Here is a 13954-nt window from a genome sequence, read left to right as displayed (position 1 = left end):
CGTGATCGAGGCGCTCGCCGCGAAGGGCTACGCCGAGGGTCTCGACCTCTCCCTCGTGCCAGAGGACGGCCGGCGTAACACGAAGCGCTGATCGCCGCGACCTGATCCCGAATCCCTCACCGAGCGCCGGATCCTCACCAGGGTCCGGCGTTCTCGATTCCAGGGTGGCGTCAGTCTCAGGCTAGAATCGGAACCCCGCGGCCGGTCGTCCGGGCTGACCGGATCTCGAATCCCCCCTTCGAAAACCTCTTTCGACGCCTCCGCGAGCTACCGCCCCTTCCTTCAAAGAAGAAGAGAATCGATTTGTATCCGCAGGGGTGACCTTCGATTCACCCACCCACCTCGACCTGGAGCGGCGGGCGAGCCACGCGGCCCATTCCCGGGATAGGACGCGGATCACGTTCGTCAGGTGCTTGGCCCCGCGTTGCTTGCGCTCGTCGACGGAGATGAGGCCTTGCAGGCGGGCTTCCTTGATCGCCCTCTGAACGAGGCGGGTGCAGACCCCGGCCCGCTGCGCGATCTCGGCCACCGAGCGGTCGCACCGGCCCTTGGCCGCGATCTCGTCGGCGACGATACCCAGTGCCGCTATCTCGCCCACCGTGAACCGCTCGGCGAGACCCGGCGGGATCGAACCGGAATAGGCGACGCGCCGGCGGCGGAGCTTCGCGGCCGGACGGTCGCTGATGCGGGGACGGCTCCTGGGCGGGAAGATCGACGCGCGTTCCATCACAGAACCGAGCGGCACAGCGGGGGCGGGCAGAGGCGCGACAGTGGGGGACGCACGGCCGGCAGTGCGCCGTGCCTCGATCGCGTCGTCGAGCTCGCCCGCCTCGCGGTCGTCGATCCGTTCGGCCGCGTTCAGCGCGTAGAGCTGCTCGCGCAGGGCCGGCAGCATCGCCGGCAGCGCCCGGGCGATCGCCTCTTTCATCTCGGCATAGGTCATCGGTCGGCCTCAGGGTGAGGCCGCGGCAGATCGAGCCGGGTCGCGTCGGATGCGCCCGGTTCCCAGATAAAGCGCCATCGTTTCCGGAAGCGGGTTCCGGATTGACGAGGCAGCGATTTCGGGGGATGATCCGTCTTGCTTAGTGACTGGATCGGCCCCCTTGGGGCTCAAGACCCTCGGTCGCCCTGCCAGGGGCTTCCGGGGGTCTCGTCTTTTCAGGGGTTCACTGCGGCGGCGGGAAACTCCGGTGATGCGACTCGGGCAGCGTGCCCGGCCACGTTAACGTGTCATGAGGCACGGATTAACCGTTGCCGTCAAATCGCCCCGGTTCGAAATGCTGACCGAGCATCCGATAGAGCGCCCGGGTTGCCGCTTCCGAGATCCGCGTGCCGGCCGGGCCGTGCGGTCCATGAACGATCACGATGAGGCGGATGTCCTCGACCTGGGTGGTGGCGGAGGGGCGCTATTCACTGAGCCGTCCCTCCGGCAGATGCGGCGCTGCCCGTGCCGCGGCCACCGTATCCGTCCCGGGGAACGGGCTGCCGATGCGGCGCAGTGCGGCATCGAACGCCCGCTTCAACCGCTTGACCCCGATCCGTCGCGCCATCCGCGCCTGCGCAGCATAGTCTATCCCGGGCTCGCGCCGGATCTCCTGCCCCGCCCAACGCTTCGCGACGTCGCGGACCACGCAGTGACCCGCATAGGTGACCCTTGGATATGAGCCTCCTCGGCCAGCGCCTCGGCCACGAAGGTGAGGAGCGGATCGGACGGCATCAGGATCGAGCAGGTTGGCGACAGCAGAGCGTGCATCCTATCGGCGATGAGTTCGGCGTAATCGCTGAGGCAGACGACCGCCGCCTGCAGGCCGGGATGGGAACCGCCGCCGATATAACCAAAGTTGCCGTGCTCGTGGCGGTAGGCCTCAATGGACCGAGCAGAACGAACGATCAGCCGGCGGGCGAGCGTTTTCCTGACGTTTGAATGCCTGACAGGGTTTCCTAACAACCTCCGACACGCGCGGCTGTCGCGTAAGGCGCGTCAGCCTTGGCCGACCCGCCTGCATGTCAGGAACGGGTCGTTTTTCGTACACTCAAGGCTGACATCCGAGAGACCTCATGGCATCGCAAGCTGCTCCTCAGCCCGTGGTTTCTGGCGCTCAGCCCGCACGGGTATCTTTTGGGGCCTAGCACCCAGCGCAGGTTTGAGTTACCCAGCCACCCGATGTCATTGGTAGTGGTCCCCCAGCTCGCCTTACGCACCCTGATGCTGGTGCTAACGCTCGCGCTTCTGGCGGGGGGCCTATCTGCGTTTCGCAGTGCGTCGGCGCGGAGTGAGGCGCTCCTGGTTTCGCTTGCGGAGCACGGGAGCGATCACGACCACAGCCACGATGCCGGTGAGACCTCGGCTGGCCACACGCACCATGCCGGCGATCATTCCCATGTCGTATTCGGCTTGCTGACGCTGGCGGGCGAACTGGACGGTCCGCGGACTTACAAAATTCGTTTCTCACGGAACCGTGTGCTGGTGCCGCGCATCGCCTTCGATCTCGAGCGCCCTCCACGTCCGCTGTTCGTCGCCTGATCATCGGCCGCCATCCAAGACGGCCATCAGCAACGAACCAATGGATCTTCGATGTTCCGACCCCCATACCGGGGCCGCTCAGCCGTGCCCATCGCAGGGCTGACGCTCGCCCTTATCGTTATCTCGTCCGGCCTATTGAGTAGCGCCGCATCAGCCCATGGCGTCGCAGAAGGCGACAAGGGCTACATCCAGGAGATCTCGGGAGTGCATCTACTCTCGTTCGTCTACTTGGGAGCCAAGCACATGGTCACCGGGTATGACCATTTACTTTTTTTGGCGGGAGTGATTTTCTTCCTGTACCGCGCAAAAGATATCGGGATTTACGTCAGCCTCTTCGCGCTCGGGCACTCTACCACTATGCTGCTCGGCGTCTATTTTGGGATTGGTCTCAACGCCTTCCTGATCGATGCCGTCATCGGTTTGTCGGTGGTCTACAAGGCACTCGATAATCTGGGCGCCTTCCAGCGCTGGTTCGGTGTTCAACCGAACACAAAAGTCGCCACACTGGTATTCGGCCTGTTCCACGGGTTCGGATTAGCGACCAAAATCCAAGACTATGATGTCTCACCGGACGGGCTCGTGCCGAACTTGCTCGCCTTCAACATCGGCGTCGAGGCTGGCCAGCTCCTCGCGCTGAGCGCCATCCTCATCTTGATGGGGTTCTGGCGTCGCTCAGGCGGCTTCTTCCACCATGCCTACACAGCCAACGTCGCGATGATGACGGCTGGTTTCGTTCTCGTGGGCATGCAGCTCACCGGCTTCTTCATCGCCTGATCCTCATACAGAAAGAACATCGATCATGTACAACACCGACCTTCCGACCCGCGCCGAATTGCCGACCACACGTCAGCTGCTGCGTTCTACTGCCATTGCCGTTGCCGCGGCGGCCACGCTGCTGGTCACGGTCGTCCTACCGGCGGAATACGCTATCGACCCAACTGGGGTCGGCCGGACGCTCGGTCTGACCAGCATGGGTGAAATCAAAGCTCAGCTTGCACAAGAGAGCGAGGCCAATCGCAAGGAGATCGCACCACCCTCGAACGGCCCGGAGAAGCGCTCTGGGTTGTTCGGGCGTGCGTTCGCATATCTTTTCGTCAGTGAAGCTCACGCACAGCCCGCCGGCAAGGCGGATGAGCTGAGCCTGACCCTGGCTCCGGCCGAAGGCGTGGAGGTGAAGCTCGGGATGAAGGCAGGCGCGCGGGCGAACTACAGCTGGACCACCTCGGGTGGCGGCCTGAACTACGACCTGCACGGCTCGCCTGCGAGTGGGGGAGCGGAGAAGAGCTACAAGAAGGGCCGCAACGAGGCCGGCGACCAGGGCATCGTCACGGCTGCCTTCGACGGCAGCCACGGCTGGTTCTGGCGCAACCGAACGAGTTCGCCCGTGAGCATCACCCTTAAGGTCAAGGGTGAATACAGTGAAATCAAGCGCATGAAATAAGATATCGGTTAAGGTGGCAGCCTTTGATGCAAAGGCTGCCATTTATATTCAAGCAATCAGTAGATATTTCAATGTCTGTTGTATGGCGCTATGCTTTCGATATTTAATCTTCATCGTCGGACCTATGATAATTTGGATTGTCCGGTATGCAGGTCCGGCCGTTGCAAACGACCAGCAGACGATCCGGCGACCGTCCCAGACAAATGACGTCATAGGCCGTTAGGGAACCTTGCTTGTATGTTTGTGTCGCCAGCCGAGGGGCACAGCGTGCATTCTGCAAAGCCTGTTCAAGCAGATGGTGGGAGGCTAGAACTGGTCCACTCGCTGTCCCCATGGCTAGGCAGACGACACCGAGTTTCAGTAGCCTTGCTTTCATTGAAGCTTCCCCTTCATGATTAAAAACGATTTTGACTCACTGTGAAACGTCAGAAACAATTCGATTTTCGCCACGTTGAGGATGACTGCCCTCAGTTCAGGTTCTCGTCATCATCGGCGTCGTTCGTGCTGAGGGCCTCCATACCCGCTTCGGTAAGGATCCACGTCTGTTGGTCTTCCGGAACTTCCGTCGTGAGTGGCGCGAGAAATCCGCGCCTGTACAACGCCCAGAGCTGATGATCTTTCGTGCTATAGGTTCGCGGCCCCTCCAGAAAACTGCGAAGGCGATAACGAGCGGTCACGGCCAGTTTGTCGGTCATTGTCTTCCCCAAGACTTCGCTCGGACGTGATCCTATCGAACTTGTTCGTGGAGCAGCTCCGCGGTGTGGCTGTCCGCCGTATGCCCGGTTTCATCGCGATGGCGCTGACTGCAAATCGCGTAGTCACGCCCATCGGCCGCCATGATGATCTGCTCACCGCCGCCCGGGACCGCATGCACGGTGAGCACCGTCCGGGCCGTCGGCCAGGTGACCGAGAATGAGCGGGTGCCGGCCACGGGGACGCCGTAGAGCCGCACGCCCTCCTGGTAGATCCCCGTGTAGACGCTCTGCAGCTGCGAGGCCGTCAGCACGCGGCTGAACCAGACGATCCGTTGCAAACCCTCCTCGCGGCAGACCTCCAGAACGACCTTCCCGGTGCTGCTCCCGATCGCGGGCGGATGTCCCGCGAGGTAGGTCAGAGCCGTGACGTTGGCCTCGCGGTCGATCTCGGACGGCCGCGGGACCTGGCTCATCGGTCCCCAGGTCAGGCCGAACGGGGCCTCTTCGTCGCCGGGTGCTGCCTGCGCAGGCGGCACGAGCGAAGCGACGAGGAACATCACCCCGAGGAGATGCCTGGGCATGCTCGCCATCCTACGCCACCGGGGATGATGCCGGGATCCGGTCTCGCACAACCTCGTCTGCGGCCACGTCACCGGTGGACGGCGGATGTCCGAACCGGGCGTACAGGGCGGGGAGCACCAGCAGGGTCAGCAGCGTGGCGCTGATCAGGCCGCCGATCACCACGGTGGCGAGAGGCTTCTGCACCTCGGCCCCCGTCCCCGTCGCCAGTGCCATCGGGACGAAGCCGAGCGCGGCCACCAGGGCGGTCATCACCACGGGACGCAGGCGCGTCAGCGCACCCTCGCGCACCGCCTCCCGGACCGCCATCCCATCTGCCACCAGTTGCCGGATGTGGTTGAGCAGCACGAGGCCGTTCAGCACGGCGACACCCGAGAGCGCGATGAACCCCACTGCGGCCGAGACCGAGAACGGCATGTCGCGCAGCCACAGGGCCGCCACCCCGCCGGTCAAGGCCAGCGGCACCGCGCTGAACACGATCAGAGCATCGCGCGCCGAGCCCAGGGCCCCGAGCAACAGGATGAGGATCAAGGCGAAGCAGGCCGGCACCACCACCATCAGGCGCTGGCGCGCCGCCGTGAGGTTCTCGAACTGACCGCCCCAGCGCACCTCGTAGCCGGCCGGCAGCTTGACCTCGGCGGCGATGCGCTTCTGCGCTTCCTCGACGAGGGAGCCGATATCCCGGCCGCGCACGTTCGCCGTGACCACGACGCGGCGGCGCCCGTCCTCGCGGCTGACTTGGTTCGGCCCCTCCGTGAAGGTGAAGGAGGCGAGCTGGCGCAGCGGTACGCTCATTCCCCCGGCGGCACCCGGACGCGCAGGCTGGGTCTGCTGCGCGGCCGGCAGCGGCACCGGGAGGTTCTTCAGCGCCTCGATGTCGCCGCGGACGCCGTCGGCGAGACGCACGACGATGTTGAAGCGCCGGTCGCCCTCGAACACCAGGCCGGCGTCCTTGCCGCCGATCGCCGTGCCGATCACGTCCTGCACGTCGGCCAAGCTGAGGCCTCGACGGGCGATCTCGCGCCGGTCGATCTTGATCTCCAGGAACGGCAGGCCGACCGCTTCCTCGACCTTCACGTCGGCGGCTCCCTCCAGGCTGCGCAGGATGCCGGCGATCTGCCGGGCTCCCTCGACCATCGGCCCGAACTCCTCGCCGAACACCTTGACCGCGAGGTCGTCGCGCACGCCGGCGATGAGCTCGTTGAAGCGCATCTGGATCGGTTGCGAGAAGCCGAGCAGCGTGCCCGGGATCAGCTTGGCTTCGGCCTCCATCCGCCCGATGAGCGCCTCCTTGCTCTCGTGCGGGTCGGGCCAGGCCGATTGCGGCTTGAGGATGAGGTAGGCGTCGCAGGCGTTCGGCGGCATCGGATCGGCGGCGATGTCGGGCGTGCCGCAGCGCGAGTAGACGAAGGCCACCTCCGGGAACTTGCTCATCGCCTCCTCGACGCCGAGCTGCATCGCCTGCGACTGGGTGATCGAGGTCGAGGGGATGCGGCGCGCCTCCATGACGATGTTCTTCTCGTCGAGCGTCGGCGTGAACTCCTGGCCGAGCCGCGTGAACAGCACGGCCGAGAGCCCGAGCAGGACGAGGGCGGCGGCGACGAAGGTCATGGGCGCCCGTATCGCGCCGGTCAGCGCAGGCCGGTACGCCGCCTTGATGCCGCGGATCAGCGCGTTCTCGCTCTCGCTGACGCGACCGGTGATGAAGGTCGCGATCATCGCCGGCACGAAGGTCAGCGACAGGACGAAGGCCGCCGCCAGCGCGATCAGCACCGTCAGGGCCATCGGGGCGAAGGTCTTGCCCTCGACCCCCGAGAAGGTCAGCAGCGGCACGTAGACCAGGATGATGATGGCCTGGCCGTAGACGCTCGGCTTGATCATTTCCTCGGCCGAGACCCGCACCGTGGTCAGGCGCTCGTCGAGCGTCAGCTTGCGCCCGAGCTCGTGCTGGCGCTCGGCGAGGTGACGCAGGCTGTTCTCGGCGATGATGACTGCCCCGTCGACGATGAGGCCGAAGTCAAGGGCGCCGAGGCTCATCAGGTTGGCGCTGATCTTCCCCGCCAGCATGCCGGTGGCGGTGATCATCATGGCGACCGGGATGACCAGGGCGGTGATCACCGCGGCCCGGATGTTGCCCAGCGCGAGGAACAGCACGGCGATGACCAGGAACGCGCCCTCGGCCAGGTTCTTGGCGACGGTCTTCACCGTGGCGTCGACGAGGTCGGTCCGGCTCAGCAGCGTGCGGGCCTGGATGCCGGGCGGCAGCAGCTTGTTGATCTCGACGATCTTGGCGTCGGCCGCCGCGGACACCGTCCGGCTGTTGCCGCCGATCAGCATCAGGGCGGTGCCGAGCACCACCTCGTGCCCGTTCTCGCTGGCCGAGCCGGTGCGCAGCTCGCGTCCGATCGCGACCTCCGCCACGTCCTTGACGAGGATCGGCACGCCGGCCCGCGTCGCCACCACGACGTCGCGGATCTGGTCCATGTTCTCGATCAGGCCGCCGGCGCGGACGACGTAGCCCTCGCCGTTGCGCTCGACGTAGTTCGCGCCGCGGGTGGCGTTGTTGGCCTCGATCGCGCGGGCGATGTCGCCGAAGGTCAGTCCGTAGCCGACGAGCTTCATCGGGTCGGGCTGGACCTGGTACTCCTTGACGAACCCACCGATGGCGTCGGCACCGGCGACGCCCGGCACGCTCTTCATCTGCGGCCGGATGATCCAATCCTGCACCGTGCGCAGGTAGACCGTGCGGTGGAACTCGTCGGTCAGGCGCTCGCCTTCCGGCGTGAGGTAGCTGCCGTCCGACTGCCAGCCCGGCTTGCCGTCGCGGACCGGTGCGCCCTCGCCGGGGGGCAGGTACTCGACGGCCCACCAGTAGATCTCGCCGAGGCCCGTCGAGATCGGACCGAGCCGGACCTCGACGCCGGGCGGCAGCGTCCCGCGCACCTCAATCAGGCGCTCGTTGACCTGTTGCCGGGCGAAGTAGACGTCGACCTTGTCGCTGAACACGGCGGTGAGCTGCGCGAAGCCGTTGCGCGAGAACGACCGCATGTTCTCGAGCCCGGGCGTGCCGGCGAGAGCCCGTTCGAGCAGGACCGTGACCTGCTTCTCGATCTCGACCGGGGTCAGGGCCGGGGCGACGGCGTTGATCTGGACCTGGTTGTTGGTGACGTCGGGCACCGCATCGATGGGCAGCCGCGCGAGCGACCAGGCGCCGAAGGCGGCGGCGATGAGGGTCACCAGGATCACCGCGTAGCGGTTGGTGACGGAGAAGGCGAGGATCGGGCGGATCATGGCGTCAGTCCTCGGCCGCGGCCTTGCCGAGCTCGGCCTTCAGCACGAAGGTGTTGGCGACGGCGATGGTGTCCCCGGGCTCCAGGCCCGAGGTGATCTCGACGCTGCGGTCGTCCTGGCGGCCGACCCCGACGGGCCGTGCCTCGAAGCCGTTCTCGACCTTCACGAACGCGGTCGGCTTGCCGGCGATGGTCAGGACGGCGTCGGCGGGAACGAGGACGCGCACCGGCTTGTCCGAGATCGCGATCTCGGCGGTGACGAAGGATCCCGGCCGCCAGCGCTCGTCCGAGTTCGGCAACTCGGCGACCACGCGGGCGGCGCGGGTGGCCTGGTCGAGAACCGGGCCGATGAAGACGATGCGGCCCTCGCCGCGCTCGTCGGTCGCCTGCGTCCAGACCGTCACGGCCTGCCCTTCCCGCACCAGCGGCAGGTCGCCGGGCGTGACCGCCAGATCGACCCACACCTTCGACAGGTCGACGACGCTGTAGAGCTCGGTCTCCAGGTTGTCGCGACCGACCGCGGCGCCGAGGTCGACGCGGCGGTCGACGATGCGGCCGGCGATGGGCGAGCGGATCTGCTGCCGCTCGAACTGGGCCTCGGGCTGGTTCGGCAAGGCGTCGATTTCGGCCGCGCTCAACCCGAGGAAGGTGAGCTTGCGCCGGGCCGAATCCTCCTTGACCTTGAGGTCGCGGTAGCTGGCCTGCGAGCGGAGGTACTGCTGCTCGGACGAGATGCGTTTGTCCCACAGCGACTGGTCGCGCTCGTAGAGGGTCTTCTGCAGGTCGGCCGAGACGCGGGCGGCGAGGTACTCGCTCTTGGCATCCGCGATGTCGCGGCTGTCGAGCATGGCGACGATCTCGCCCTTGGCGACCCGGTCGCCGAGCCCCTTGCGCAGGTCCGCGACGATGCCGGTCGTCTTCACGGCGATGCGGGCGGTGTTGTTGGCACTCGGCACGATCGAGCCCGGGACCGTGAGATGGCGCGCCAGGCGACCGCCACGAACGGCATCGGTCCGGATCCCGGCCTTGGTGATCTGCCCGTCGGTCAGGTGGACGAGGCCGGGTTCCTCCGCGGGCTTCTGTGCCGGTTCGACCGCGGCCGCGGGGAGCGGCTCGGACCGGCCGGCGCTCGTCTGGCCGAGCGCGGCGGGAAGCTTTCCCGCCAGTGCCGCACGCAGCGCGTCGGGTGCGCCGGGCCAGTAGGTTGCGATCAGGAAACCGCTCGCGACGGCTCCGGGAAGGAGGAGAGTGCGCTTGATCATGTCGAAGCCATGCTTCGCCACCGACGCTCGGGCAGCGAAGTCGAGGGTGACCCGGGAGGATGATGCGCGGCCTGGTGCCGAGCGAACCGATCTCAGATCCTGGGAGGCTCGAACGGCATCCGACCATGCCGCCCGGACCGATCGGGATGGCTGGCGGGCCAGTAATCGGCCTTGTTCTCCCGCACGTCCGAGATCGCGATCTTCGGCGCGGTCAGCGCGACGATCTGAGCGTGGAAGTGGGCGTGATACAGGGCTTCGGCCGCATTCGAGCGGGCGCGATCCCCATCACGGCCCCGGTCCTCGACCTCGTCCATGTCGTGAACGTGTGCGCCGTGGACATGGTGGAGCGCAGCCCCGCCACCCGCTGACGCGAGAGACGGCGTGATTGACGCGGCGACGAGCAGAAGCGCGATAGCCATCGCTATGAACCGCCCGACCCCGACCACCTCGGCTCCACCTCTCTCGAACGAGATCCCTCACCGGAAAGGCGTAGGACACCTGCTGATCGCGACTTTCCTTATCCTACCCAGGGGGATAGGATGTCAAGACGGATCTGCATCGCGCTCCGGCTCATCAAGCAGCCTTGCTTGCGTTGTTCCGGCCACCTCAGACGAGAGACGATCCGGAGTTTGCATGCGAGGCTATCGACGCTTGACCATGCCGCGTTGGGTTGAAGTCATTCTGCTCTGCATGATCTGCGCGTCCATGTTAGGCACAGCTTGGTTCGTGTTCAGCTTCGAGGTCGTTCCATCCGAACGTTGATCTGGTTCGGATGTCGAAAGCGACACGGCGCAGCAAACAGAGATAAGAACTGCTAGATACGCTAGATCTCAATTCCCTGCAAATAGAAAGCTGTTTCTATTATCATCTTCGAGTCCGACAATCAGAAATAATGCATTCAATATAGTGAAAAATTTTGAATTCGGTATTTTTTAGGTCTGATCTGATTTGTTTTATTAAATCTCGAAACTCATCCTCTTTACTGCCTGTATTTGTCGGATAATATGTGATGTCATACTCTTCAAGGAAAAGACGATAGTTTTCGAGAAGTATGGCTTCCAACTCTTGATCAGTGAGGCCAGCAAGTATGCTTATGTCAGCTTCACTCATCGTGAGTGCGCGGCTCTCAGAAGCAGGGCTCATGACTTCACGATCTCCAGCGCGTCCGGGCAGGTCCGAACACCAACAGCGTCAAGGTCTCCGACATGGACGTCAGCAACGTGCGACCCGACCAGGGAGCCGCACCGTCGCGGACATGAGCGTCATCGAAGCGAAGACGAGTGCGGCGCGTGCCGCTATGAACCGCTCGAAGCGCCTCACGCCGCTCGGCAGCCTCTCAGGAACCCGGGTGCGGGTCCCTGCGAAACCCACTTCCCATATCCTACCCAGGGGGATAGGATGTCAACATGGAACACGATGGCATGATTAACTCGTCCCACTCGCATGAAGGCTCTGATGATGCGCCGGGGCACACGCACGCGTCCCACGCCGACATCGTCAAGCGACTGAACCGAGCAAAAGGGCATCTCGCGAGCATCGTCGCCATGATCGAGGAAGGCCGGTCCTGCCTCGATCTCGCCCAGCAACTCAACGCTGTCGAGAGCGCCGTGCGCAATGCCAAGCAGGTCCTGATCCATGATCACATCGACCACTGCCTCGTCGATGCGATCGACGGCAACGGCCGCGCAGCACGCGACGCGCTAGCTGAATTCAAGAAACTCGCGAAGTATCTCTGAACGGAATATGGAACTGTAGTATGCTGAGCGTTCTGGCCAACCGCACCTATCGACATCTGTTCGCCGCTCAGATCATCGCGCTGATTGGTACGGGCCTGCTGACCGTGGCCCTTGGATTGCTGGCTTATCAGCTCGCAGGAGCAGAAGCGGGTGCGGTGCTCGGGACGGCGCTCGCCATCAAGATGGTGGCCTACGTCCTCGTGGCCCCGATCGCCAACGCGTTCACGGGCCAGTTGCCGCGGCGGGCGTTCCTGGTGGCGACTGACCTCGTGCGCGCGGCCGTCGCGCTGGTGCTGCCTTTCGTCGATCAGATCTGGCAGATCTACATCCTCGTCTTCGTCCTGCAATCGTGCTCGGCCGCCTTCACGCCGACCTTCCAGGCCACCATCCCCGACATCCTGCCCGAGGAGCGCGACTACACCCGGGCGCTTTCCCTCTCGCGCCTCGCCTACGACCTGGAGAACCTGCTCAGCCCTACGCTCGCCGCGCTCCTTCTCACGGTCATCAATTTCCACTGGCTGTTCGGCGGCACGGTCGTCGGCTTCCTGTGCTCGGCCGCGCTCGTCGTCTCGGTGTCGCTGCCGTCGCCCACCCCTCCCGAGCGCCGGGCCGGCATCTACGAGCGCACCACCCGCGGCCTGCGCATCTACCTCGCAACGCCGCGGCTGCGCGGATTGCTCGCCCTGAACGTCGCCGTTTCGGCGGCCGGCTCCATGGTCATCGTCAACACTGTCGTCATCGTGCAGGCGATCCTGCAACGTCCGCAGAACGACGTCGCGATCGCGCTCGGGCTGTTCGGTGGTGGCTCGATGCTGGCAGCCCTGCTGCTGCCGCGGGTGCTCGACCGGCTGCCGGACCGGGCCGTGATGCTGCCGGCCGCCGGCCTCCTGGGCGTCGTGCTGCTCGCCTTCGCCGCCACGACCTGGGGCGGCGTCATCGGGTGGCCGATGCTTCTGGCCACCTGGCTGGTGCTCGGGATCGGCTACTCGGCCGCGCAGACCCCGACCGGACGGTTGCTCCGGCGCTCGGCCACGCCCGGCGACCGTCCAGCCGTGTTCGCCGCCCAGTTCGCGCTCTCGCACATCGCATGGCTGCTCACCTACCCGCTGGCCGGCTGGCTCGGTGCCAAGGCGGGCATGCCCGTCACCCTCGCGGTGCTGGGGGTCCTGACGCTGGCGGCGATCGCGGCGGCGGCGCTCCTCTGGCCGGCCTCCGACCCCGACGTGGTTGCGCATGCGCACGATAGGCTCGACCCGGACCACCCGCACCTGAGCGGCGCGGAAGCGGGCCGGCACGCTCATCCCTTCATCATCGACGACCTGCATCAGCGCTGGCCGGCGCACCGCCCCGGCTGACGAGCGGGAGACCTCGTGGTCCCTCGCATGTGCACTATCCTCAGCCTCTCAAACTGCAGCTGGAGCTTAAAAGCCGGTTCCATACGCCTCCTTTATGCGAGCGGGGCTAGGCGGCCCAGACGGGAGTGTTCACTCCCATATGCGTGCAATTAATTGCACGGCGGTCGCTGACGTCCACTACGCGCATAAGATTGGCATATGGAACCATCTGTGCTGATGCGACACCAACAGCCGCAATCAATCAATTGCGACTGTTAGAAACGTCCGCTTTCAGGTGCTTGGCCAGCTTTGGACCTGCGGCTGAAATCCTCAGCGCGAACCAAGCACGGGATGCTGAGCGAGCTTGACAGTAAGGTCTTCAGGCGCAGCCCGGGCTTCTAGGACCGCGCGGGCGCTGTCGACCAGGACCAGCCACGCTCCCGCCAACAGGACCACGTCCTTGAGCACCAGCCGCCCGGCTCCCGACAAGAAGGGGAAGCCGTGCTGCCCGTCGCCGAGCGCCGGTACCCAGGCTTCTGGCGTCGTCGCCAGGAACGATAGCGTGACGATGGGCGTCAGGAAGGCGAGGGTCGCCCCAGCCAAGCCCCAGCGTCGCGACACGACGCCCGCCAGGGTGAGCAGCCCGATGGCAATCTCGACGGTGCCCAGCCCGTTCGAGAAGGCGTAGGTCCGGTTCTGCTCCTGCCACGCCCGCTCCGCCGGCTTCAGCTCACCCTCGTGGGTGAGATGCGCCTTGTACTCGTCCGGATGCGCGTAGAAGAACGACATCACCGGGCTGTTGGCCACGAACGGCGTGATGCTGTCCGCCTCGTACGGGGCGAACTTCAGCGCGCCGATCCACAGGAAGACGAGGGCGATAGCGAGGCGCACGGCCTGGAGGCCGAGGCGCTCCGATCCTGGCCCGGACACCAGGCCGAGGACGCGGCGGATCTGCGTGTTCATGACACGGCTCCTTTTCAAGCTTGCGGACGGGGGTTCAGGCCTCGGTCGAAGCCGCGAAGGCGTCGAGCGCCCGCGTTGAGTAGACGATGGCAGCACCAGCGTTGACGCTGGTGGCGACGCCGAGGGCCTC

15 protein-coding genes and 1 pseudogene are annotated in these 13954 nt (G+C 65.4%); 6 read left to right on the top strand and 10 right to left on the bottom strand.

Annotation, left to right across the window (positions count from 1 at the left end; translation table 11 throughout):
• Positions 1–181: 181 nt before the first annotated feature.
• Positions 182–943, bottom strand: coding sequence for a hypothetical protein (locus tag VQ02_RS25430; protein ID WP_053080543.1), 762 nt, complete (start codon positions 941–943; stop codon positions 182–184).
• Between the two features lie 463 nt (positions 944–1406).
• Complete coding sequence (locus tag VQ02_RS37570) at positions 1407–1631, bottom strand: hypothetical protein (RefSeq protein WP_157080807.1); 225 nt, start codon at positions 1629–1631, stop codon at positions 1407–1409.
• A gap of 29 nt (positions 1632–1660) precedes the next feature.
• Here VQ02_RS37570 and VQ02_RS37565 point away from each other — a divergent pair, with 29 nt between their 5' ends.
• The 4 genes from VQ02_RS37565 to VQ02_RS25415 all read left to right on the top strand — a co-directional run bounded on the left by VQ02_RS37565 (position 1661) and on the right by VQ02_RS25415 (position 3965).
• On the top strand, positions 1661–1924 hold the full coding sequence (locus VQ02_RS37565) for a hypothetical protein (protein ID WP_157080806.1): 264 nt from the start codon (positions 1661–1663) through the stop codon (positions 1922–1924).
• A 63-nt stretch (positions 1925–1987) separates the two neighbouring features.
• Positions 1988–2524 carry a hypothetical protein gene (locus VQ02_RS37560; RefSeq protein ID WP_157080805.1) on the top strand — a complete coding sequence of 179 codons (537 nt, stop codon included), beginning with the start codon at positions 1988–1990 and terminating at the stop codon, positions 2522–2524.
• Between the two features lie 51 nt (positions 2525–2575).
• Entirely contained in the window at positions 2576–3298 is a 723-nt protein-coding gene (locus VQ02_RS25420; protein WP_048447030.1) for a HupE/UreJ family protein, read from the top strand.
• A gap of 25 nt (positions 3299–3323) precedes the next feature.
• A complete protein-coding gene (locus tag VQ02_RS25415) occupies positions 3324–3965 on the top strand; it encodes a hypothetical protein (protein ID WP_048447029.1) in 642 nt (213 codons plus the stop codon).
• Positions 3966–4432: 467 nt separating this feature from the next.
• Here VQ02_RS25415 and VQ02_RS25410 read toward each other — a convergent pair whose 3' ends face one another.
• From VQ02_RS25410 to VQ02_RS37550, 6 genes are all read right to left on the bottom strand, one after another.
• Entirely contained in the window at positions 4433–4660 is a 228-nt protein-coding gene (locus VQ02_RS25410) for a hypothetical protein (RefSeq protein WP_048447028.1), read from the bottom strand.
• A gap of 32 nt (positions 4661–4692) precedes the next feature.
• Positions 4693–5241, bottom strand: coding sequence for a threonyl-trna synthetase (locus VQ02_RS25405; RefSeq protein WP_157080804.1), 549 nt, complete (start codon positions 5239–5241; stop codon positions 4693–4695).
• A 10-nt stretch (positions 5242–5251) separates the two neighbouring features.
• Positions 5252–8530, bottom strand: coding sequence for an efflux RND transporter permease subunit (locus tag VQ02_RS25400; RefSeq protein WP_083469445.1), 3279 nt, complete (start codon positions 8528–8530; stop codon positions 5252–5254).
• A 4-nt stretch (positions 8531–8534) separates the two neighbouring features.
• A complete protein-coding gene (locus tag VQ02_RS25395) occupies positions 8535–9812 on the bottom strand; it encodes an efflux RND transporter periplasmic adaptor subunit (protein WP_245239844.1) in 1278 nt (425 codons plus the stop codon).
• Between the two features lie 71 nt (positions 9813–9883).
• Positions 9884–10105, bottom strand: a complete 222-nt coding sequence (locus tag VQ02_RS37555) for a hypothetical protein (protein WP_157080803.1) — start codon at positions 10103–10105, stop codon at positions 9884–9886.
• Between the two features lie 550 nt (positions 10106–10655).
• A complete protein-coding gene (locus tag VQ02_RS37550) occupies positions 10656–10934 on the bottom strand; it encodes a hypothetical protein (RefSeq protein WP_157080802.1) in 279 nt (92 codons plus the stop codon).
• Between the two features lie 278 nt (positions 10935–11212).
• On the opposite strand from VQ02_RS37550, the gene VQ02_RS25385 reads away from it, so the two are divergent.
• Together VQ02_RS25385 and VQ02_RS25380 are read left to right on the top strand one after the other, a co-directional pair.
• Positions 11213–11527 carry a metal-sensing transcriptional repressor gene (locus VQ02_RS25385; protein WP_048447032.1) on the top strand — a complete coding sequence of 105 codons (315 nt, stop codon included), beginning with the start codon at positions 11213–11215 and terminating at the stop codon, positions 11525–11527.
• A gap of 20 nt (positions 11528–11547) precedes the next feature.
• Positions 11548–12882, top strand: coding sequence for an MFS transporter (locus VQ02_RS25380; protein ID WP_048447025.1), 1335 nt, complete (start codon positions 11548–11550; stop codon positions 12880–12882).
• Between the two features lie 309 nt (positions 12883–13191).
• On the opposite strand, the gene rclC is transcribed toward VQ02_RS25380, so the two are convergent.
• Together rclC and VQ02_RS39420 are read right to left on the bottom strand one after the other, a co-directional pair.
• On the bottom strand, positions 13192–13824 hold the full coding sequence (gene rclC, locus VQ02_RS25375; protein ID WP_048447024.1) for a reactive chlorine resistance membrane protein RclC: 633 nt from the start codon (positions 13822–13824) through the stop codon (positions 13192–13194).
• Positions 13825–13858: 34 nt separating this feature from the next.
• A pseudogene (locus VQ02_RS39420) lies at positions 13859–13954 on the bottom strand (carboxymuconolactone decarboxylase family protein); the annotation flags it as partial.

This window comes from Methylobacterium variabile (genome assembly GCF_001043975.1).
In the GTDB taxonomy this organism is placed as follows: Bacteria; Pseudomonadota; Alphaproteobacteria; order Rhizobiales; family Beijerinckiaceae; genus Methylobacterium; species Methylobacterium variabile.
The sequence above is the reverse complement of the archived record's forward strand: the minus strand, read 5'-3'. Positions and strand labels throughout refer to the sequence as shown.